At 36.0% G+C, this 22,600-nt stretch carries 18 protein-coding genes; 5 read left to right on the top strand and 13 right to left on the bottom strand.

Annotation, left to right across the window (positions count from 1 at the left end):
• Positions 1 to 152 precede the first annotated feature (152 nt).
• From ABD692_RS08690 to ABD692_RS08630, 13 genes are all read right to left on the bottom strand, one after another.
• Positions 153 to 1,937, bottom strand: coding sequence for a glycoside hydrolase family 15 protein (locus ABD692_RS08690; RefSeq protein WP_344766277.1), 1,785 nt, complete (start codon positions 1,935 to 1,937; stop codon positions 153 to 155).
• 357 nt (positions 1,938 to 2,294) lie between these two features.
• Positions 2,295 to 3,563, bottom strand: coding sequence for a glucose-1-phosphate adenylyltransferase (locus ABD692_RS08685; protein ID WP_344766275.1), 1,269 nt, complete (start codon positions 3,561 to 3,563; stop codon positions 2,295 to 2,297).
• Positions 3,564 to 3,571: 8 nt separating this feature from the next.
• Positions 3,572 to 4,984, bottom strand: a complete 1,413-nt coding sequence (locus ABD692_RS08680; protein ID WP_344766273.1) for a glycogen synthase — start codon at positions 4,982 to 4,984, stop codon at positions 3,572 to 3,574.
• Between the two features lie 492 nt (positions 4,985 to 5,476).
• Positions 5,477 to 6,271 carry a uroporphyrinogen-III C-methyltransferase gene (gene cobA, locus ABD692_RS08675; RefSeq protein ID WP_316756935.1) on the bottom strand — a complete coding sequence of 265 codons (795 nt, stop codon included), beginning with the start codon at positions 6,269 to 6,271 and terminating at the stop codon, positions 5,477 to 5,479.
• Between the two features lie 864 nt (positions 6,272 to 7,135).
• On the bottom strand, positions 7,136 to 7,600 hold the full coding sequence (locus ABD692_RS08670) for a hypothetical protein (protein WP_316756933.1): 465 nt from the start codon (positions 7,598 to 7,600) through the stop codon (positions 7,136 to 7,138).
• Between the two features lie 78 nt (positions 7,601 to 7,678).
• Positions 7,679 to 8,689: a bestrophin family protein gene (locus ABD692_RS08665; protein WP_344766270.1), complete on the bottom strand. Its 1,011-nt coding sequence runs from the start codon at positions 8,687 to 8,689 to the stop codon at positions 7,679 to 7,681.
• A gap of 354 nt (positions 8,690 to 9,043) precedes the next feature.
• Positions 9,044 to 10,294 carry a sulfate adenylyltransferase subunit 1 gene (locus tag ABD692_RS08660; RefSeq protein ID WP_344766268.1) on the bottom strand — a complete coding sequence of 417 codons (1,251 nt, stop codon included), beginning with the start codon at positions 10,292 to 10,294 and terminating at the stop codon, positions 9,044 to 9,046.
• An 89-nt stretch (positions 10,295 to 10,383) separates the two neighbouring features.
• Complete coding sequence (gene cysD / locus ABD692_RS08655) at positions 10,384 to 11,289, bottom strand: sulfate adenylyltransferase subunit CysD (protein ID WP_344766266.1); 906 nt, start codon at positions 11,287 to 11,289, stop codon at positions 10,384 to 10,386.
• Between the two features lie 201 nt (positions 11,290 to 11,490).
• Positions 11,491 to 12,204, bottom strand: a complete 714-nt coding sequence (locus ABD692_RS08650; protein WP_344766264.1) for a phosphoadenylyl-sulfate reductase — start codon at positions 12,202 to 12,204, stop codon at positions 11,491 to 11,493.
• A gap of 2 nt (positions 12,205 to 12,206) precedes the next feature.
• Entirely contained in the window at positions 12,207 to 13,718 is a 1,512-nt protein-coding gene (locus ABD692_RS08645; protein WP_344766262.1) for a TSUP family transporter, read from the bottom strand.
• Positions 13,702 to 14,478: a uroporphyrinogen-III C-methyltransferase gene (cobA, locus tag ABD692_RS08640; protein ID WP_344766260.1), complete on the bottom strand. Its 777-nt coding sequence runs from the start codon at positions 14,476 to 14,478 to the stop codon at positions 13,702 to 13,704. Before cobA (ABD692_RS08640) ends, ABD692_RS08645 begins: the two co-directional genes overlap by 17 nt.
• Positions 14,479 to 14,480: 2 nt before the next feature.
• Positions 14,481 to 16,571: a nitrite reductase gene (locus tag ABD692_RS08635; RefSeq protein WP_344766258.1), complete on the bottom strand. Its 2,091-nt coding sequence runs from the start codon at positions 16,569 to 16,571 to the stop codon at positions 14,481 to 14,483.
• A 244-nt stretch (positions 16,572 to 16,815) separates the two neighbouring features.
• The gene (locus tag ABD692_RS08630; RefSeq protein WP_316756916.1) at positions 16,816 to 17,262 is read right to left on the bottom strand and encodes an RrF2 family transcriptional regulator; all 447 of its coding nucleotides are present in this window, start codon (positions 17,260 to 17,262) and stop codon (positions 16,816 to 16,818) included.
• A 121-nt stretch (positions 17,263 to 17,383) separates the two neighbouring features.
• On the opposite strand from ABD692_RS08630, the gene ABD692_RS08625 reads away from it, so the two are divergent.
• The 5 genes from ABD692_RS08625 (at position 17,384) to ABD692_RS08605 (ending at position 22,551) form a co-directional block, all read left to right on the top strand.
• Positions 17,384 to 19,168, top strand: coding sequence for an ATP-binding protein (locus ABD692_RS08625; protein WP_316756914.1), 1,785 nt, complete (start codon positions 17,384 to 17,386; stop codon positions 19,166 to 19,168).
• Positions 19,169 to 19,264: 96 nt separating this feature from the next.
• Positions 19,265 to 20,491, top strand: a complete 1,227-nt coding sequence (locus ABD692_RS08620; RefSeq protein ID WP_344766254.1) for a metallophosphoesterase — start codon at positions 19,265 to 19,267, stop codon at positions 20,489 to 20,491.
• A gap of 40 nt (positions 20,492 to 20,531) precedes the next feature.
• On the top strand, positions 20,532 to 21,158 hold the full coding sequence (locus tag ABD692_RS08615) for a M23 family metallopeptidase (protein WP_344766252.1): 627 nt from the start codon (positions 20,532 to 20,534) through the stop codon (positions 21,156 to 21,158).
• 77 nt (positions 21,159 to 21,235) lie between these two features.
• Complete coding sequence (mgrA, locus tag ABD692_RS08610) at positions 21,236 to 22,225, top strand: L-glyceraldehyde 3-phosphate reductase (RefSeq protein WP_344766249.1); 990 nt, start codon at positions 21,236 to 21,238, stop codon at positions 22,223 to 22,225.
• Positions 22,226 to 22,353: 128 nt separating this feature from the next.
• Positions 22,354 to 22,551 carry a DUF3606 domain-containing protein gene (locus ABD692_RS08605; RefSeq protein WP_316756907.1) on the top strand — a complete coding sequence of 66 codons (198 nt, stop codon included), beginning with the start codon at positions 22,354 to 22,356 and terminating at the stop codon, positions 22,549 to 22,551.
• The last annotated feature ends 49 nt before the right edge of the window (positions 22,552 to 22,600 follow it).

Below are 22,600 nucleotides of genomic sequence, written 5' to 3'. Positions count from 1 at the left end.
AATTTTTAACCCATCGTCATTTCTACAAGCTTAATGTGACAACTATTGCATCCTCGGTTCGTGCCCTTACAAATCGAAACAAGAATTAAATAATGGTTCGTGAGGACACGAACCTTGGATTATAACATGTGACAACTTATTATAAATTTTAATTACAAAAAGATCGGTCTATCCAATTTAATTGCGATGCGATAAGCGGCATTCATTAAACCAACATGGCTATACGCCTGCGGAAAATTACCCCACTGACTACCAGTTTCAGCATCAACATCTTCGCTAAAAAGTAACAAGTGATTGCAATATTTGATGATATTTTCAAACTCTTTAATTGCTTCATCAACTCTCCCAACACAAGCCAAGGCCTCAACATACCAAAAAGCGCAAATCAAAAATGTGGTTTTCGGCTTACCAAAATCATCGGCATGTAAATAGCGGTAAAACAATCCATGCTCTGTTTTAAGTTCGTTTTCTAAGGCAATTAAGTGGTCTTTTGCCCGGTCTGATGCAGGGTCTAAATACCCCATCATAATTAACTGCAAAGTACTCGCATCTAAATGCTTGCTTCCCACTGCATTAGTATAAACTTTTCTCTCTGGGTCGTAACAAGCCTCGATATGCGCTGCAGCTTTATCAATTAAAACCTGTGCCCGCTCTTCAAAATCCTTGTTTCCAATGGTTTTAGCCATTTTTAATGCGGCATGTGCTCCTGCCCATTGAAACAAATTACTATAACAGTGCACATTTGCAATATTTCTGAATTCCCAAATGCCTGCATCTTTTTCGTCAATCGTTCGTTCGATTTTAGAAAGCACACTTTCAATCCATTTTACCGAATCGCTACGCTCTGAAAACACAAAACGATGGTCGGTATAGAGTGGCAACATCGAAATTAAAACCTGTCCATAAATATCATTTTGGATATGCTCGAAAGCCTGGTTTCCAATTCTAATGGGCTGTTCGCCTTTGTAACCTTCTAAATGGTCTAATGTTGTCTCAACAATTTGTCTTTCACCAGCAATGCCGTATAAAGGTTGATATCGTTCATCTTCAGCATAAGAAATATCGGATAAGTAATTAAAGTACTTTTCCATTTCTTCAAAATGACCGATATGGTTTAACGAGGTAAGCACATAATGCGAATCTCTTAACCAACAATATCGGTAATCCCAGTTTCGCGTACTTCCTGGAAATTCTGGTAAACTGGTTGTACTGGCAGCGATAAATGCACCTGTATCTTCATATTGATGGATTTTTAACACCAAGGCCGAACGAATTACGAAAGGTTGATAGAAACCAGCGATTGAGGAATGTTTAATCCACAATCTCCAATAAGCAATCGTTTCACGAAGAAAATTCTCAGCTGTACTTACTATTGGTGCTTCTAAATTTTCGCCATATGTCATAATGAGATATTTCGCTTCGTTTAAAACAAAAGCTTTTTCATCGAGAATATAGGTTAGCGAAACGTTTGTGCTCAACCGAATATTTTCATCACAACCATGATAATCGATGTGATTACTACCTCTACTAGCCCGCATTTTATTTTTTCCATAATCACAAACTGGTTCACATTTAATGGTAATTCTTGGATTTCCCTCCAAAGGTTCAATCTTTCTGATGAACATCAGTGGTTTAAAATACCTTTCGTATAAATGAAAGCGAGGAGCAAAATCAGTTATCCGATATTTGCCATCAGCAGCAGCAATTTCTGTTCTTAAAACGTTGGTGTTTTCGATATAATATTGTGTAGACGTGTATTCGCCTTGCGGTAAAATTGAAAATTCTCCTCCTTTTTTCTTGTCTAATAAGCTTCCAAAAACGAAAGGACTATCGAAACGTGGCCAGCAAAGCCATGAAATATCTGTATTTTTATTTACATGTGCTAAAAACGCACAATTTCCTATTATTCCTGTTTGATAAAGGTGTTGTTCAGCCATAAGCTCATTTTTGTGTTTATGTACTAACAAGAGAATGCCCAAAATGTTGGAGCGAATAAGGATTTTAAGGAGAATTAAACCTCGTATATGAAACAAACTGTTGTTAAATAAGCCTGATTGAAGTGGAAATATCCCGATTTTTCATCGGGGATTGCAACAAAAAGCAGGGCTGCCATCGGCAATGAAAAGCTAAACGCCCACTTTCAAAAAAAACCTTTTTTAAGGCGGGTAATTTGGATAATTATCGTAATCTCTATCCTTGAATATACAAAAAAAATGAGTTGTACTTTTTACCAAATCAAAAAAAAAGCCAGTTTGAAAGAATCCAAACTGGCCTAGTTAATGATAATGATTATCTTAAATTACTGTTCCGCTTGGTAAAATAGCGCCTTTTTTAACAACTACGATACCATCTTTAACAGCGTAAAGTTCATGGTCGCCGTCTTCTAAATGCGGACCGCCGTTAATTTTTACATCGTTACCGATACGACAGTTTTTATCTATAATTGCGTTGTTTATGTAACAACGATCGCCAATACCTATTAGGGAATTTCCTTTATTGGTTTCGGATTGGATTTCCTCTAAAGTTTGATAACGATCGCTACCCATAATATAAGCGTTGGTTACCACAGTATGTTTACCGATGCGGGCACGAATACCTAAAACAGCGTGTTCTACCCTACTTGCTTGTACAATACAGCCTTCAGCAATAATTGCTTTTTCTAAAGTTGTACCCGAAATTTTCGATGGTGGCAACATCCTTGCTCTAGTAAAAATAGTATGGTTGCTATCAAACATATTAAACTTTGGAATTTCATCTGTTAAACCTAAGTTCGCCTCAAAGAATGATGAAATATTACCAATGTCAGTCCAATAGCCTTCGTATTGATAACTCAATACCCTGCTTTGTTCAATTGCTCTGGGTAAAATTTCTTTACCAAAATCTTTCTCCTCCTCGTTATCGTTTAGAATATTGATTAAATATTCTCTGTTAAAAACGTAGATACCCATTGAGGCTAAGAAATTACGCCCTTCACCCTGCATTTCTGCACCAGTATCTGAAACCCAATCTTCTAAACCTGTTTTAGGTTTCTCGATGAATGAAGTAATCATATTTTCATCATCGGCTTTCAAAATACCAAAATCGGTAGCATCTTTTGCCGTAACTGGGATTGTGGCAATGGTAATTTCTGCGTTTGCCTCGATATGCTTCTCAATCATATCTTTGAAATCCATCTGGTACAATTGATCACCAGAAAGAATTAAGATGTAATCGAACTCGTGCGAAACAATGTGATGCATACATTGACGCACCGCATCTGCAGTTCCTTGAAACCAGCCAGCGTTTTGAACCGTTTGCTCTGCTGCAAGAATATCAACAAAAGCCGTACTAAAATGGCTAAAGTGATACGTATTTTTAATGTGTTTATTTAGGGATGCTGAATTAAACTGTGTTAGCACAAACATACGGTGGATGCCAGAATTGAGGCAATTTGAAATTGGGATGTCTACCAACCGATACTTACCAGCTATTGGAACGGCTGGTTTTGAGCGTGTTTGTGTAAGTGGCGATAATCTAGAGCCCTGGCCACCGCCAAGGATAACGCCTAAAACTTTGTCAGTCATGTTTAAGCTTATTTTAATATTTGGTATAATTCTATGTAATTCGTTGCTGCTTTATCCCAAGAATGGTCAATTTTCATCATTGTTTTTCTAACAGCTTTAAAAGCTTTTTTATCATTATATAATTCTACAGCTCGATTTATGGCATGGGTAACATCCCAAATGCTGGTTTGGTCGTGGCAAATACCAAAACCCCCATCACCAATATCAATTACTGTATCCTTTAAACCGCCAACCCTACGTACAATTGGAACTGTTCCATAACGTAAAGCATAAAGTTGGTTTAAACCACAAGGCTCTACCCTCGATGGCATTAAAAGGAAATCTGCACTGGCATAAATCTCGTGCGAAACCTGCTCATTATAACCAATGTAAGTATTATATTTCCCTTCAAAAACGCCTTTTAACTGATTCAACCTTCCCTCAACCCAACTATCGCCAGACCCTAAAACCAATATGTTTATGTTATTACCATGTTGTTGTAAAGCGGTGTAAAAAATATCAGGAAGCAAATCAGCTCCTTTTTCATCAACCAATCTGCCTATAAAAGTGAAGAGTGGTTTCGAAGAATCTAATTGAAAAACATCACAAAGTGCCTTTTTGTTTGCGGCTTTTCCTGCTTCAACTGTTTTTAAATTGTAACTTTTACCAAGCATTGGATCTGTTTCGGGGTTCCAAACTTCACTATCAATTCCATTTAAAATACCCGAAGATTTCCAACGCTCCTGTCTTAGCAAGCTTTCTAAGCCACGGGCATTATTCATCATTTCTTCTAAATAACTTGGCGATACAGTTGTTACTCGCCATGCACATTTAATTGCAGCAGCTAAAGGATTAATTGCATCTTCCCAACCCAACAAACCACCTTTCCATAAATCGAATGCGGGTAGGTAATATAATTTATCCCAGCCAAACTGGCCTTGGTATTGGGCATTGTGAATCGTTAAAACCGTAGGAACTTTACTTATATTTTGATATTTTAAACAGTTAGCAACCATGAAAGGAACTAAACCAGTATGATGGTCGTGACAATGAATTACATCTGGGCGATGCTCCCATTGCGCAATCCAATCTAATGTTGCAATTTGAAAAGCTACAAAACGCTCGGTATCATCGGCATAGCCGTAAACATTAGGCCTATCCGTTAGTCCTTGAATGTGAACTAAGTATAAATCAAATCCAAGTTTATTAGTCTTTTCTCTTAATACTCTATATTGAAAATGATGATTTCCATAGTTCGACCACGCATCATAGGCAACTTCAAACTCACTTTCGCGGATAAATTTTGTATCGTACGCAGGCACAACCACTTTGGCAATGTGCCCTATTTTATTTTGATATTTAGGTAAAGCCCCAACCACATCAGCTAACCCGCCAACTTTTGCAGCAGGGTAACATTCGGCGCTTATATGTATAATTTCCATCAAATATTTGGTGTAGATAACTTCGTTAAGTTAGTAATTGTTTTCTGATTTGGAAATAATTCAAAATTTATTTTTGGGAATAGATTTTCCCGCAGATTTAGAAGATTATCGCAAATTAAAGTCACTCAGGTTGTTAATTGAATCATGATTTTTTGAAAGTTAAAGCCCAATGCTTTTCGGAGATTGCAGTCCTGCTTTCCGTTCAAATCTTTTTAACTTCTGTCATTCAGAGGCACGAGGAATCTGTTTCATCGGTTGCAGATTCTTCGTTCCTCAGAAGGACGGGATATTCAAGGTTGCTGCAAAAAAAGTATTTCCACTTCAATCAGGCTTATCGAACAAAAGTCTGTTCCAAACAAATTGCCTAACCTTTTCAAATTTAACTTCTACGAAAATCAACGTAATCTGCGGGAGATCATTAAAACAAAAACCGCTAAGCTTTCGCTAGCGGTTTTTAACAACAAAACAAATAAATGTGGTTTAGGTTAATTATTAATACTCTGCAGCAATAATTTCATAGAAATCTCTGATCGGTTGGAACTGTGGATGTAAGGAAACAACATCTCCAAAAACTAATAAAGCTGGAGCTGTTATTTTTTTATCTTCAACCAACTCTGCAATAGTATCTACAATGCCGATAACAATTTTTTCTTCAGGCGTAGATCCATTTTGGATAATAGCAACTGGTAATAAACCTTTACTTTCAGCCTGAAAAATAGCTGCGATTTCTTTTACCTTTTCAATACCGTTTAAAACTACGATTGTTGCTTTTGTCTTAGCCGCGACGTATAGATCTTCAGAAATTTCGCCTTTAGAATTTGTACCAGTTACGGCCCAAAAGCTTTCGCTTAAATCTTTATAAATCATTGGTATTTTTTGCAAACTTGGCGCACCAGTTGCACTAGATATACCAGGAATAATTTCAGTTGGAATGCTGTAAGATTCTGCAGCATCTATTTCTTCGTAACCTTTGGCAAAAAAGAAAGGGTCGCCGCTTTTCAAACGAACTACATGACCGTAGTTTAAAGCATAGTCAATGATTAATTTATTCACTGCATCTTGCGAGAAATCTTCATCATCAGTACGTTTACCTACGTAAACTTTCGGAATACCATCTGGAGCATGACATAGTAAAGCTTCGTTCACATTTGCATCATACAAAACAACATCAGCTGTTTTTAATGCTTTAACACCTTTTAAACTAAATAAATCAGGGTCGCCAGGACCAGCACCTATTAGTGTAATTTTTGGTTCAATGTTCGCTTTTTCTACTTTATTTAAAATCATGACAGAAAATATTAGCTCGTTTTTGTTCTTATTAATTATTCAAATATACAAAGTCTATAGAAATTGTAGTAATTTATTTTAAAATATTTTGTTATTATCGCTTACCGTCATTGCGAACTACAAAGTAATCTTAAGGAGATCGCTAATATTTAACCCACAGTTTTAAGATTGTTTTGTGCCTCGCAATGACGACTCTACTTGACTTTTCATTATGAGTGCAACGAAAATCCTAAGGCGATCGTTAATATTTAACCCACAGTTGTAAGATTGCTTGGTGCCTCGCAATGACGTCTCCACTTGACTTTGTGTCATTCTGAGTGCCACGAAGCAATCTTAAGGCGATCGCTAATATTTAACCCACTGTTGTAAGATTGCTTCGTGACTCGCAATGACGACTCTACTTGACTTTGTGTCATTCTGAGTGAAACGAAGCAATCTTAAGGAGATCGCTAATATTTAACCCACAGTTGTAAGATTGCTTCGTGCCTCCCAATGACGACTCCACTTGACTTTGTGTCATTCTGAGCGCAACGGGGAATCTTAAGGAGATCTCTAATATTTAACCCACAGTTGTAAGATTGCTTCGTGCCTCGCAATGACGACTCCACTTGACTTTGTGTTATTCTGAGTGTAATGAAGCATCTGCAACCTAAGATCACAAACTTGATTTGTTCCACTACAGTTTTGTGGATTATCAACGAAAGTTCTCTATCGCTTGCGGATTCTTCACTTTATTCAGAATGACAGAAACAGCTAGAAATTTCAAAGTTCTATTATCAATAGAAATCAATGTTTTCCTTAAATTGATTAAACAAAAAAGTCTTAGCGAGATGCTAAGACTAGAATACATACGATCTATATTAACTACTTACAAGGCACTTCTACAAAAGTAAACTTCCCTGCCTCGTAGTTAATGGGCTTGCCTTTTACAAAGTAAGACTTACCTAAAGTTGTTTCAATTTGAGCAACACCCATAATTAACTTACCATCTTTCTTTAAAAAAGCCAAGGGATTGGTAAAAGCTTTCGTGCTGTCTGTTCCTGTATTAAATCGATAATCAACCAAAAGCGTATCGCCATGAAACTTACCATCTATTTTACCATTGTTTTGAGGTTTATCTCCATATTTAATTAACATTGAGCCTGTGACTTTACCAGATGCCATTGTTTTTAATATCATTGCAGCGCTATCTTTTTCAAACGAAGAGGCGTAACAGGTTTCACTAATCAGCGAATCTACCTTTGCAGTCTCAGCCTTTTTATCGGATGAATTGCAGGCGTAAACAAATGGAAAGGCAGCAAAAACGAGGTAAATAATTTTATTCTTCATGCTTTAATTTTTTGGGATTAATACTTATTTAAATATAAAAATATGATGAAATGTTTTCATCATTTCCATAAAGAAAACTTACAATAAAATATTATTCTCTGGCGTAATTGCAGCTGGCAAGTCAGTTTCATCCAACATATCTCTCATATCAATTTCTATTGTTCTGGAGATGTTAGTAATCGGGACATCGTTTGCACTGCCCTCAAATGGATTTGTTGAGCTCTCCCCCACCACATCCAAAGTATTGAAAACCCAGGTTAACAATAAAGCAAATGGAATATTTAGCCAAATAGAATAGCCCTCTATTAAAGTTCCATTCCCTAATTTATTAAAGTCGTTTAACAAGCCATACGGAACCAGAAAAACAAAAAGGTTAAGCATAATACTAGCGATAGACGAGAAATGACGTGGATAAGGAAAGTTTTTGATTCGCTCGGCCTTGCCCTGATTATCATAAAAATTAGAAATTCCTGTCTGAAGTGACTGCAATTGTAAATCAGATAAATTACTCTCAGCAGCCAACTTATTTATATGAGCCGATTGTAAAGCCATTATTTGCGTTGCTTTATTTTTCTTCGTCAGAATATAAGCCAATTCATCAGTTGATAAATATTTAGCCAAAACATTTTCTATTTTATCTGTTTTCTCTGCAATATGATAATTACGGGCGTACTCAACATTCCTCCAATCATTCATATTTTCCCAGGTGCGAGGTTCTCTCAATTGAAAACGCAATGCCGTTAACCATGCGAAATGACGGTAGAAAATAATCTGCACATCTTGCGATTTATTTTTTGAAGATAAAAAATCTCGGATCATCACGCCGAAAGAACGGCTTACATTTATAATACCACCGTAAATTTGACGTGCCTCCCACAAACGGCCATAACTTGCATTATTTTTAAAGCCGATTATAAAGGAAATTGCAGTACCTAAAAGCGCCACAGGAACCCAGGATATAGACAGAAAAGTAAAGCCGCAAAAATGATAAAGTATGGTGGGAATTACAGCGAGTATTGTTAAACGATAAATATCGCGACGAGTCCACAGGATAAACTCTTTTAAAGAATATTTCTTTCCAGCATGCATAAAAAAGCAGTTTTAGTTTGGGATGTTATTTGTGGGATGAGCGAAGATAGAGAAAATTGATTGAGGATTGTTGGACAAACTTTAATAGCACAATTTACTGCGTAAAATAAACCTGGTTGAAGTGGAAATACTTTTTGTTGCAGTGACCTTAAATAAAGCTGTCATTACAACCGATGAAACAGATGCTTCGTGCATCAGCATGACAAAAGTTTACAGAAAGATTGTAACGAAAAACGGGGCTATCGTAACCGATGCCCCGCTGAAATTGCTTTCCTCTAAATTAAAAATCTAGAGTTTCTCATATAATATTTGGTTATGGTTCTGCTTGATTATAAAAATCTCCATCACTAATCTTTATTCTACTGCCGCTCTGAACATTAATGCGCCAACGGTTAAATTTGTACGGCTATCCACCAAAATTGCCGAACCGTTTGCACGGTTATCGTCGTATAAATCGAAAGCTAAAGCATCGGCAGTTTTAATAATGACGCGGCCAATATCGTTTAATTTGAATTCATCTGCATGATGTTTTTCCAATGTATTGATATCAACCTTATGCAAAATTTCGCTGATTTTACATTTCGTAACCTTGCTGTTATGCTGAATCAGGTACATAATTGAGGTATCTAAAGCACGTCCATCCATCCAGCACAAATCGGCCTCAATTAATTTAGATTCCTGTGGCAAAGCCGTTGCATTTACTATGGTATCGCCACGACTAATATCTACATCATCTTTTAAGTGGATGGTAACCGACTGACCTGCGTGAGCAGCAACTGGCACCTGATCAAAAAATTCAATTTTCTCGATGGTAGAACTCGCTCCCGAAGGTAAAACCGTAACCTTATCGTTCACATTAAAAGTTCCGCTCAGCACACGACCAGCATAACCACGATAATCATGCAATTCTTCTGTTTGCGGACGAATAACCCACTGCACCGGCATACGGGCCAATTGCGATTTATCGAGATTATCGGTATCAACTTTCTCTAAAAAGTGTAATAAACTTTCGCCTTTATACCAATCCATGCGCTCAGAATTTTGAACGATGTTATCGCCTTTTAAAGCACTAACAGGAATATAATTTACATCAACAAGCTTAAGTTGTTGCGCTAAAACTTTGTATTTATCTATAATTGAATTGTAGACATCTTCGCTGTAATCTACCATATCCATTTTATTGATACAAACCACAATGTGTTTGATGCCCAACAAAGAAACCAAATACGAATGGCGAATTGTTTGCTCTACTACACCGTTTCTGGCATCAATTAAAATGATTGCCAAATTTGCTGTAGATGCACCAGTAACCATGTTTCTGGTGTACTGAATATGTCCTGGCGTATCGGCAATAATAAACTTGCGCTTATCCGTTTGGAAATATTTGTACGCAACATCGATGGTAATTCCCTGCTCACGCTCCGCTCTCAAACCATCGGTTAAAATGGCTAAATCTATCGTTCCATCATCGTTTTTGCGGTTCGAGCTTTGTAAAGCCTCCAGCTGGTCTGCTAAAATGGAATCCGTATCGTATAACAAACGGCCGATTAAGGTACTTTTACCATCATCTACGCTGCCTGCTGTGAAAAATTTTAATATGTTCATGTTTTTGGTTTTTAGATTGTGGTTGTTTGGTTTTTTGGAAGACTTACTAAATCTAACAAACTAAAAACCGAAACAACTAACCAACTAATTTAAAAATATCCGCCTTTTTTTCTATCCTCCATTGCTGCTTCCGAAACTTTATCATCCAAACGTGCACCACGCTCTGAGATTTTAGATTCGCTGATTTCGGAAATAATATCATCAATTAAAGTTGCTTCTGATTCTACTGCAGCGGTACAAGACATATCGCCAACTGTACGGAAACGCACTTGTTTGCGGAAAATAAAATCCTCTTCATCCATATTTAAAAATGGCGACGCGGCCATTAATTGACCATTTCTGGTAATTACCTCGCGTTCGTGAGAGAAATAAATGCTTGGTAATTCTATTTTTTCTCTGCGGATATAATTCCAAACATCAAGTTCTGTCCAGTTGCTGATTGGGAAAACACGCACATTTTCGCCTTTATGGATTTTTCCGTTATAAATGTTCCAAAGTTCTGGCCGTTGGCGTTTTGGGTCCCACTGACCAAATTCATCGCGAACAGAAAAAATACGTTCTTTTGCTCTGGCTTTTTCTTCATCTCTGCGGGCTCCACCAATACAAGCATCGAACTCGTATTTAGCAATGGTATCTAAAAGGGTTACCGTTTGCAAAGCATTTCTGCTGGCATTTTTACCTTTTTGCTCTACAACTTTACCCTTATCTATAGACTCCTGAACCGAACCAACGATTAATCGTTCGCCAATTCTTTCAATCATTTTATCACGGTAAGTAATGGTTTCTTCAAAATTATGGCCCGTATCGATATGCACCAGAGGAAAAGGAAATTTCCCTGGGCGAAAAGCTTTTTCTGCTAAACGAACCAAAGTGATGGAGTCTTTTCCACCAGAAAATAATAAGGCGGGTTTTTCAAATTGCCCTGCTACTTCACGTAAAATGTGAATGGCCTCGGCCTCTAGTTCATCTAAGTAATCAAAATTATATGTACTCATTTATTGATATTTGAATTTTGAATGAGAGAATGAGTGATTGTGACTTTCTATAATCTATCATTATCGTCTTCAAATGTTATATTCATTTGTTGTTTGTTGTTGTTATTCGCATTAAGATTGCTTCGTTCCTCGTAATGACGATTTGGTTTTGCAATTCACTGTAATACTTTCGCTTTAGTCTTTTCGCTTTAATCTTTTAGCTTAGCTTTTAGCCTCTGCTTCAGTAGCATGCAAGCCACATTCTTTTTTGCTTTGATCTTCCCACCACCATCTTCCTGCTCTAAAATCTTCTCCTGGTTGTACAGCTCGTGTACAAGGTGCACAGCCTATACTTGGAAAACCTTTATCGTGTAAAGTATTGTAAACGATATTATTTTCTTTAATATAGGTTTTCACATCTTCCAAAGTCCAATCAAAAATTGGATGGAATTTTATCAGTTGATTTCCCTCATCCCATTCTAAATCGTGCATATCTTCTCGGTTAGCGCTCTGCTCAGCCCTAATTCCAGTTACCCAAATTTCGTTGCCTTTTAATGCTCGTTTTAAAGGTTCAATTTTACGGATGTAACAGCACTCTTTTCTATTCTCTACCGATTCGTAAAAGCTATTTGGGCCCTTTGTGTTTACCATATCCTGCAATAATTCGTTTTTAGGATAATAAGCGTGAATCGGTTTATTGTAAACCTCTAAAGTTCGATTCCAAACATAATACGTTTCTGGAAAAAGTCGACCTGTTTCTAGAGTAAATACTTTTATAGGAATATTATTTTCAAAAATTAAATGTGTTATGGCCTGGTCTTCCCAACCGAAACTTGTAGAAAAAATTATTTTATTGGCATATTTATCTGCCAGATATTTTAATTTATCTATGGCATTTAAACCCGAAAGTTCTGCCTTTAGCTCCTCAATTCCCATCACTAAATTAGTTTTAAAATAAACATAACCACACTGCGCAAACTTACAATCATTACTATAATTCCAACGGCTACCATAATGGTTTTTGCTGAAATTTTATTCGAGACCCGAGCTGCAATTGGCGATGCAATAGCACTACCAATAATAAGGCCTAAAACAGCCTCCCAATGTTTGCCTCCTAACATCGTAAAAAATGTTAAGGAACTCAAGGTTGCAATGAAAAATCTGCTGATTTTTACCGTTCCTAATGAAAATAGTGGGTGTCGACCACCTGCAATTAAACTCGATAATACGATAGAGCCCCAACCTCCACCAAAAGCGGCGTCTATAAAACCTCCAACAAAGCCTAAAAACCCAATTTTCTTTATTTTTTCATTTCCTTTTTTTCTCTTGATATTAAATGCTTTCATTAAAATTATGCCGCCTAAAAACAGTGTATAAACAGCAACAACTGGCTTAACATATGCGCTATAATGTTCTAATGATGATAAAATATAAGCACCTAAAACGGCGCCAATAACGGCTGGAATAATTAGAATTTTAAACAACTTCCAATTCACGTTGCCCATTCTGTAATGCATCCAACCTGCAATTCCATTACTCATTACTTCAGAAATGTGAATAGCCATACTGGCTGATGCAGGTGGTAACCCCATCGCCAAAGAAAAAGATGCAGTAGTTACGCCGTAAGACATACCAATTGCACCATCAATTAATGCGAATAAAAATCCAGCACCTAAAAACCAGTAAAATAATGGATCGATGTTGATTAGAAAAGCCTGAAATTCTGGTTCGGTATTCCATAAAGAAAAACCAATGGCGCCAATTAATAATATCGCAGCCAACCAGATTAACCATTTGATATTACGCTCGGCAAAGCTTTTGCGTGGATTAATCAAACTCTGCGTAACCTTATTCAGCTTTTTAACTTTTGCTGAAAAATCGCCGTTCAAAGTTTGGCGTAAGGCACTCATATTTTGTAAGGTTTCATCCAGCTCTGCCGGAATTCCCTCGTTTAATATCTGTTTTAATCGCTTTGCGATAGTTGGCGATTTACCGTTTGTAGAAATGGCAATTTTTAAATCCCCTTTCTGAACAATGGAACCCAAATAGAAATCGCACAAATCAGGTTTATCGGCCACATTAATGAGTAAACCTCTTTCATGGGTAACTGCCCTGATTTCTTCGTTTAAAATATTGTTGTTTGTTGCTGCGAAAACGATATCGATATTTTCTAAATCAGAAACATCGAAACTCTTTTGTTTCACTTTAATTAGTGGATAATTTGCAATAAGCGCATAAACATCTGACGAAACAATCTCTGCAACAATGGTAATTTTAGCCTGATGACTATTATTTACAATTGCCGTTAACTTTTCAAGACCAATATTTCCTGCTCCAATTAATAATGTACGCAACTTATTCAGCTTTATAAAAACTGGAAATAGTTGATTTCCTTTCTCTTCTTCAGAGAAAGACGCTGCATTATCGGATTGGTTAGGCAATACTTGCATATTGTTTTACTAAGTTTTTAAACGATGGATGTAGCGAAACCACTTCGCCGAAAATCAAGAGCGCAGGTGCTTTAACATTTTGCTGCTTAACCAAGCTTTCGATGGTTTCTACCACACCAACAACTAGTTTTTCATCTGCTGATGATCCGTTTTGGACTACAGCCGCTGGTAAGTTGTGTCGGCCCGCTGCTTTGAAAATTTCGACGATTTTAGAAAGTTTTTTCAAGCCCATCAAAACCAAAACAGTAGCATTAGATTCTGCTGCCTGATAAATATCATTCGAAACTTCGCCAGAGGTTGTAGTGCCTGTAATTACCCAAAAGCTTTCGCTCAATCCACGGTGTGTTACTGGAATTTGCTGTAATCCCGGAACGCCAATTGAACTCGAAATACCTGGAATTACATCAACAGGAATACTGTAAGATGCTGCGTAATCCAATTCCTCATATCCCCTGCCAAAAACAAATGGATCGCCGCCTTTTAAGCGTACCACATGACCATAATTTAAGGCGTAATCAATCATTAATTTATTAATCGTTTCTTGTGGGTAAGAATGTTCTCCAGAACGTTTGCCTACGTAAACTTTGATGGCATCGGCTGGTGCATGTTCTAATAATGCCTCATTTGTTAATGCATCATATAAAACTACATCAGCAGCCTGCAATGCTTTTACGCCCTTTAAGGTTAATAAATCTGGGTCGCCAGGACCTGCGCCTAAAAGGGTTATTTTTGATTCTTTATATTTTTTTTGACTACTCATGATTAAGCTTTTACTACTGATCTTTTTTCTTTAATCTGATTTAAAAATGCTTCAGCTTCGCTAAAATATTTTGCTGCAAATTCTGCTGTTGGCTCGTTTTTATTGATTTGTAAAACCAAATCTGAAAAATTAGTCGATAAATTAAATTCGCCTGTTTCCACATAGTGGTTATCAAACTCTCTGATTACGCCAACCTGTGTGCTACTGTTTACGCCTTTATCTAAAAGCAATGATTTTGCAGCGCTAACGAAAGTGCTGTAGGTATGATAAATCGCATCAGCGTGCGCCCCCTTATCTAAATTTTGCTTTGCCCAACCGAATTTTTCATCAGCTTCTAGAAGCAAAGTTGCTACCAAATCAATTACAACGCCCGCACATTCTCCAACACCAATCGCGGTAACAAATTGCTCTACATGGCCCCAATCAACAAACTCTTCTTGCTGAAGATTGGTTAAATCGGCCAATGGCTTTAATAGTTGATAAAAATGATCTTTACCTTTTCGATCATAATATTGGTGGAAGTTTTCGTTCTCTTCGTTATTGGTTTTAAAATCATTTAAAATGAAATGCAAAACGCTGGTTGCTCTTTTCGATGGCACTTTAATTACACGTTCTGCCACACGGCCAACGCCGTTTCCAACTGTTCCACCGCCAAGCATAACCTGAACCGCTGGAACAACTTTCCCCTCTGCTTTTACCGAACTTCCATGGAAACCAATTTCTGCTAAACCATGCTGACCGCAAGAATTCATACAGCCGCTGATTTTTATCTTGATATTTTTCTCATAGATAAACTCAGGAAAATCTGTATAAATCACATCTTCCAACACTTCTGCTAAAGTCATGGAATTCGAAATCCCCAAATTGCAAGTATCTGTTCCTGGACAAGTGGTAATATCCGCCAGACTATCGAAACCAGCTGTTGTATAACCAATTTTATTTAAAGCGTTGTATAATGATGGCAAAGCTTCTTCACGAACAAATTTTAAAAGCAAGCCCTGATTTTGAGTCACTCTGATTTCATCTGCAACGTAAGGTTTAATCGCATCAACGAAAGCCCGAGCTTTATCTGTTTTAATATCGCCAACCTGAACTTTAACATAAACCGAATAAAAACCATCTTGCTTTTGCGGTACAACGTTTGTTGCAAACCAATGTTTATAATGCGTTTCATTCAGGATTTCGACAGCTGAATACTTTTGTTCTAAAGGCAAAGCTGGTTGAGGAACGGTATCTCTGTCGATTGCAAAAGTTTTCACTTTGTTCGCAATTCGCTCTTCAGCAACTAAACGTAATACTTCTTCCAAGCCAAGCTTCTGAACCAAATATTTTAGACGTGCCTTATTTCTATTACTACGTTCGCCGTAACGATCGAAAACACGTAGAACTGATTCCGTAAAAGGAATCAATTGGTGTTCAGGTAAAAACTCATGAACTGCACTCGCTAAAAATGGCTGAGCACCTAACCCACCCGCAAATAAAACTTTAAAACCACGTTCGCCATTCTCGTTAATCTTCGGAATGAAACCTAAATCGTGGATATAACTAAAAGCCGTATCCTTATCGCTTGAAGAGAAAGAAATTTTAATCTTTCTGCCCATTTCCTGGCAAATTGGATTACGTAAAAAGTATTTAAAAACTGCGTGGGCATAAGGCGAAACATCAAAAGGTTCATCCTTATCAATGCCTGAATTTGGCGATGCCGTTACATTCCGAACGGTATTTCCACAAGCCTCACGCAAGGTAATATCGTCTTGCTCCAGTTTCGCCCAAAGTTCTGGCGTTCTATCTAAACTCACATAATGCAATTGAATATCCTGACGGGTTGTTAAGTGTAAATTGCCACTTCCATATTCATCAGCAATATCGGCGATACGCAATAATTGCTTAAAAGTTACCTTTCCAAATGGCAGTTTAATGCGAATCATTTGTACGCCAGGCTGTCTTTGTCCGTAAACACCGCGGGCTAAGCGTAAACTTCTAAATTTCTCATCGTGAATGGTTCCATCGCGAAAAGCTTTAATCTTATTCTCTAAATCGATAATGTCCTGCTCGACAATATTGTTTTCGAGTTCTGTTCTGAAACTTTGCATATGTGTTGTTAGCTTTTATTCAAAAAATGCCTCTCTTTAACTGAGAAGCATCCAATATTTTATACCTATAAATTATCTTAATACCCTCTCCTACTTTGTTTTACAACAATAGTGCATCATTTGGGTATTAATTTGGCTATGTATAAAATTAATGTTCATCTGCCAAATATATAAAGTATATAGGAATAGTAGTAATTTTTATTAAAAAATTTGCTTATTCCTTGAGGAATAAGCAAATAAAACTTTAAATATTGTTTAAACCTAACTTTAGGTTATCTTCTCTACCAATAACATCAGCTATGCTGGTTTCGCTTAAAACCTTAAGTGTTGCATCTCTAACATCGATAAATGCACTTCTAATGCCACATGTTTTTTCATCTACACATTCATCACATTTATGATAAAAGTTTAAGCTTGCACACGGCACCATAGCAATCGGCCCATCAGTAACACGCATAACCTGAACCAATAGAATTTCTTCGGGCTTTTTATTCAAACTATAACCGCCTCCAGCACCTTTTTTACTGTACAAAAAGCCTGCATTACGTAAATCTAAAAGGATTTGTTCTAAAAATTTTTTAGGAATATGCTCCTCCTCGGCAATCTTTGAGATTTGCATGGGTGGTTTTTCTACATTTTTACCAAGTGCAACGAGTGCTTTAATGGCATATTTAGTCTTTTTAGATAGCATATATCGTACAAAGCTAGTAAATTAAGTATAATTTTAAAATTAGTAATATTGAATGCAATATAACCAGCCATTTTAAAGATCTATTAAATTATTTATCTTTAAAAATTAAAATTGATTTGATGTGTTAAAGAATTTTAAATTATTAAACATCCGAAATCGTAAAATAAATGTAGAATCCAAGCTCTTTGCGGTTTTATGTTTGTGTGTTACAATAATTTCTGTTATTGCAATAATTACAAATTTCATTCTACAGCTAACATGGACAATCAATTTAACTGTATTTCTTGGCATCTTAGTTCACTTAACATTTTATTATTATGCTATAAAAGGCAAGGTTTCAGAAACTGGTCGTTTTTGGTACTTCATCTTTAATTGCGCTACCATGTTCCCTGCATGGTTTTTAAATGGAGGCGCGTTAGGCTCTACGCCTATATTCTTAATTTTTTATTTGAGCATCGCCATGCTTTCTCTTTCTAAAAAACTAAGGGTTATTTTTATATCTATCTTTTTCGTTATTGCAGTTTCTTGTATTGTTTTAGAGAATAAGTTCCCCAGTTTAGTAACCCCTTACCCAAGTGATTATGAACAAAAATTAGATTTACTTTTTGCTCTACTAAATATGTGCTTTATGATGATTTTCATGTTAGCTGCATATAGAAATGTAACAGAGTACGAGCGTTTTTTACTTTTAAAAAGCAAGCAACGATTAGAGGTTTCGCAACAAGAGCTTATACTAGCTAAAGAAAAAGCTGAAGCTGCAACAAATGCAAAATCGAACTTTTTAACCAACATGAGCCATGAAATAAGAACACCTTTAAATGGTATTATTGGGGCCTCAGAATTACTTAAACTTACGCCGCTTAATGATGAACAATTACAACTTCTAAATACTTTACAGGCAAGTAATAATATAATGATTGATATTGTTAACGACTTACTTGATATTTCCAAAATAGAGGCAAATAAAATGGAAATACATAAGCATTCGTTTAATATTAGAGCTTCTATAATAGATACTGAAAGTATTATTAAACCCATGCTTAAAAACAAAAACCTTAAGCTTAACATCAATATCGATGAAAATTTACCTCAAATTATTGTTTCCGACGAAATTAAATACAAGCAAATATTAATTAACTTATTAAGTAACGCGATAAAATTCACCCTTATTGGTGAAGTTAATTTATCTATTAAATATGAATACAGAAATGGAATTGGCACATTAATATCGGTAATTAAGGATACTGGAATTGGTATTAATGAGGAAGATATGCGAAAATTATTTCTGCCTTTTTCTCAAGTTAACCCATCTATAACCAGAAAATACGGAGGCGCTGGTTTAGGTTTGGCAATTTGCAGAAAGCTGGCCGAAATGATGGGCGGCAATATTACTGCATTTAGCATTAAAGGCAAAGGTTCTGATTTCACTTTTAAAATACCAATTGAATTAAACCAGCCAAATAAAGAGTTAGCCTCTACTAGTGAGATTAAAGTTAAAAACCATATCCCAGTTGCTGGGATAAAAATCTTAATTGCCGAAGACAACGTTTTTAATCAGATTATTACTTCAAAAATGCTTCAAAAATCTGGTTATCAATTTTCGGTTGCCAATAATGGAATAGAAGCCGTAACACAAGTTGAAAAAGAACACCATAATATTATATTGATGGATATGCAAATGCCCGAAATGGACGGAATAACAGCTACCATCGAGATTTTAAAATATTACGAAAGTAAAAAACACACAGCCCCAATAATTATAGGTTGTAGCGCCAACGCTATGGAAGAGGATAAAAGATCATGCTTAGATGCAGGCATGAAGGATTTCCTAACAAAACCTTTCTCACTCAACGACTTGAGGACTATTATGATAAAATGGACTAAAACTGAAGAAGGATTAAATTAATAATCAAATTTTAGTCAAAAAATATCCATACCGTAACTTAGCTACGTTTTAATCGTCATTAGGTTTACATTTACAATATTACCAGAAAATTAATTGATGAAAAGAAAGATCAATCTATTACCCTTCGCAATATTTGCCGCATTATTTATTTTTTTAAACGCCTATATCCTATCGGGATTAACCACTATAATAAGTTCTAAAATTTTAGCTCCAATTTTTTGGATTGTTATTGTAAGCTTAACCTGCGCCACACTTTTTGCGATACAAAGAATGCGAGCAAAGGGAGTGGATAAATTTTTCCTCTTTACCGCCCATGCATTTTTAATTCTATTTGTTGCTGAACTGATCTTCGCAATTTTCTTGTTTCTAGGCGATATTTATCGCCTAGTTTTAGGTATAATATCTAATTTTCAACCAGAAGGATTCCATTGGCTGGCTAGAAGCTCATATTGGATAGATTTTACATTGGTTATGTTTGCCTTTACCATTGTTTTATTTATTTATGGAATAACTCACGGAAAATATGCGTATCGCATTATAAAGCATACTTTATATTTTGATGATTTGCCAGAAGCTTTTGATGGTTTTACTTTGACACAAATATCAGACGTACATGCGGGCAGTTTTACAAACCCTAAAGCAGTGCAAAAAGGTATTGATTTAATAAACGAGCAGAAAAGTGATCTTTTTGTTTTTACTGGTGATTTGGTTAATAATGCAGCATCTGAAATTGTGCCTTACATTGGTCATTTTTCTCAAATAAAAGCACCGTTCGGACAATTTTCAGTTTTGGGAAATCATGATTATGGCGACTATGTAAAATGGCCTACCGAAGCTGATAAAATCAAAAACCTTCAACAGTTAAAAGCCCATCACGCCGATTTAGGCTTTAAGTTATTACTTGATGAACACGTTGAACTACACAAAAACGAACAAAAAATTATTCTTGCTGGAGTAGAAAACTGGGGAATTGGTTTTGGTGAGCGTGGTGATTTGCAAAAAGCAATGCAAAACACGTCTACGAGTGATTTTAAAATTCTCCTATCTCACGACCCTACGCATTGGGATGCTCAGGTAAAACAATTTCCATCGAAAATTCAACTCACCTTGGCTGGTCATACACATGGTATGCAATTCGGAATTGAAGCATTTGGTATAAAATGGAGCCCTGTAAAATATAGATATAAACATTGGGCAGGGTTAAAATCAGAAAATGGAAGGTATTTGAATATAAACCGAGGTTTTGGATTTATTGGTTTTTCTGGCCGTATTGGAATTTGGCCAGAAATTAGCGTAATTGAATTGAAAAGAAAAGTGAATTAGTTAACCAGAATTTTTATCTTGTTGCTTAAATCAGATAATAATGAACGCTATATCTTTTATTTTTTTCGCATTGCTATTTTTTCAAAATCCAACAATCGAAACCGATAAAGATAGATGGAAACCTTATTATATTGATGCAAATCCATCGCAAGTGGCCGAAAACTGGCTTATACCATTCGAAGCCGAAAACAGAAAAAGCATCAACAGCATTAAAATAATAAGTATTTTCGGCGATCATCGCGACAGCTTTTTTAAAGGACATATTCATACAGCTATTGATATAAACCCTGCTAAACCAAAAGGTAAACTAATAAATGTTTACCCAATGGCCAATGGAGTAATTTGTTCTATTCATCTTGGCGAAAACCAAAGAACAATTGTGGTTAAACACAAATTAAAAAATAATCAAATCGTATTTACAACTTATAAACATCTAAAAGATGTGTATGTAAACACAGGTCAACAGGTTAATACAAATACCAAAATAGCACGCTTATTTACAAAAGAAGAAAGTAAAAAATACGGCGGTGATTACCATCATCTTCATTTAGAAATTAGGAAAAAGTTCGATGATTATGGCTGTGCAAGCTGGTTAACGATGAATAAAATCCAACTAAATGAGCGTTATTACAATCCTCAAACGTTTATTAAAGAATACGTAAAGTAAGCAGTATAATGTTGATCTATTTTTCCTTTTCTTTGAAAAAACTAATCAATCCCATCTAATAAAACAAAATACTTAAAATGAGTAATATAGATTTAACAGACCGCTACGCAACAATGAATTATCGTCGTTGCGGAAAGAGCGGCTTAAAACTACCAGAATTATCACTTGGCTTGTGGCATAATTTCGGACATGTAAATGTTTACGAAAACAGTAAAAACCTTATCGCAACAGCTTTTAGTAAAGGCATAACGCATTTCGATTTAGCTAACAATTACGGCCCGCCTCCAGGTTCTGCCGAAGAAACATTTGGTAAAATATTAAAAGAAAACTTTAAGAGCTATCGCGATGAAATGATTATTTCATCAAAAGCAGGTTACACCATGTGGGACGGCCCTTATGGAGATTGGGGGTCGAAGAAATACTTAGTTTCTAGTTTAGATCAAAGTTTAAAGCGAATGAAGTTAGATTATGTAGATATTTTCTATCACCATCGCCCAGATCCAGAAACACCATTGGAAGAAACAATGGCCGCATTAAACTTAATTGTTCAGCAAGGAAAGGCCTTATATGTTGGTATTTCAAATTATCAGGCTGATGAGGCTGCAAAAGCTTTTAATCTATTAAAAGAAATGGGTACGCCTTGTTTAATTCATCAACCAAAATACTCGATGTTTGAGCGTTGGGTGGAAGATGGCTTAATGGACGTTCTTAAAGAAAATGGTGTTGGTTGTATCCCTTTCTCGCCTTTAGCGCAAGGTTTACTAACGGATAAATATCTGCACGGAATTCCTGCCGACTCGAGAGTGGCTACAAGCGGTGTTTTTTTAAATGAAAGTAATCTTACACCAGAAACACTTTCTAAAATTTCTAAATTAAACGAGGTTGCAAAATCTAGAGATCAAAAATTAGCCCATATGGCAATTGCTTGGTTGCTTAAAGATGAACGTGTAACATCTGTATTAATTGGGGCAAGTAAGCCAGAACAAGTTACCGATTCGTTAAAAGCTTTAGATAATAAAGTATTTAGTAAAGAAGAACTCCAAAAAATAGATGATATTTTAGCTTAAAGATTTTGATATGCAGGGCCTCCAATATTATGATTAATGTTGGAGGCTTTTTTTTTACAAAAAAATTAAAATTTTTAAAACCAAACCTAAATGGAACTTGTTATTACAAGGACAAAAAAGGATTTATTATGAGCCAACAATCGACATTTGATTCGAAAGAAGAATTTATAATGGTTGCCGATGAGCAAAACAGAAATTACTGGGCTGCAACATTAGGTGTAAGTATTGAAACTTTAAAATCGGCAATTAGAGCTTGTAAAAGCACAACCGTTAAAAGTGTAAGAAATTACTTAGATAGTAGTAGCAAAATAGCCATTCAAGCTTAAGTTTACTACAATTTTAGCTACAAAAGTTAGCTTGCAGTTTATGGCTATT

The sequence above is a fragment of the Pedobacter ginsengiterrae genome, assembly GCF_039537385.1.
GTDB lineage: Bacteria > Bacteroidota > Bacteroidia > Sphingobacteriales > Sphingobacteriaceae > Pedobacter > Pedobacter ginsengiterrae.
The sequence above is the reverse complement of the archived record's forward strand: the minus strand, read 5'-3'. Positions and strand labels throughout refer to the sequence as shown.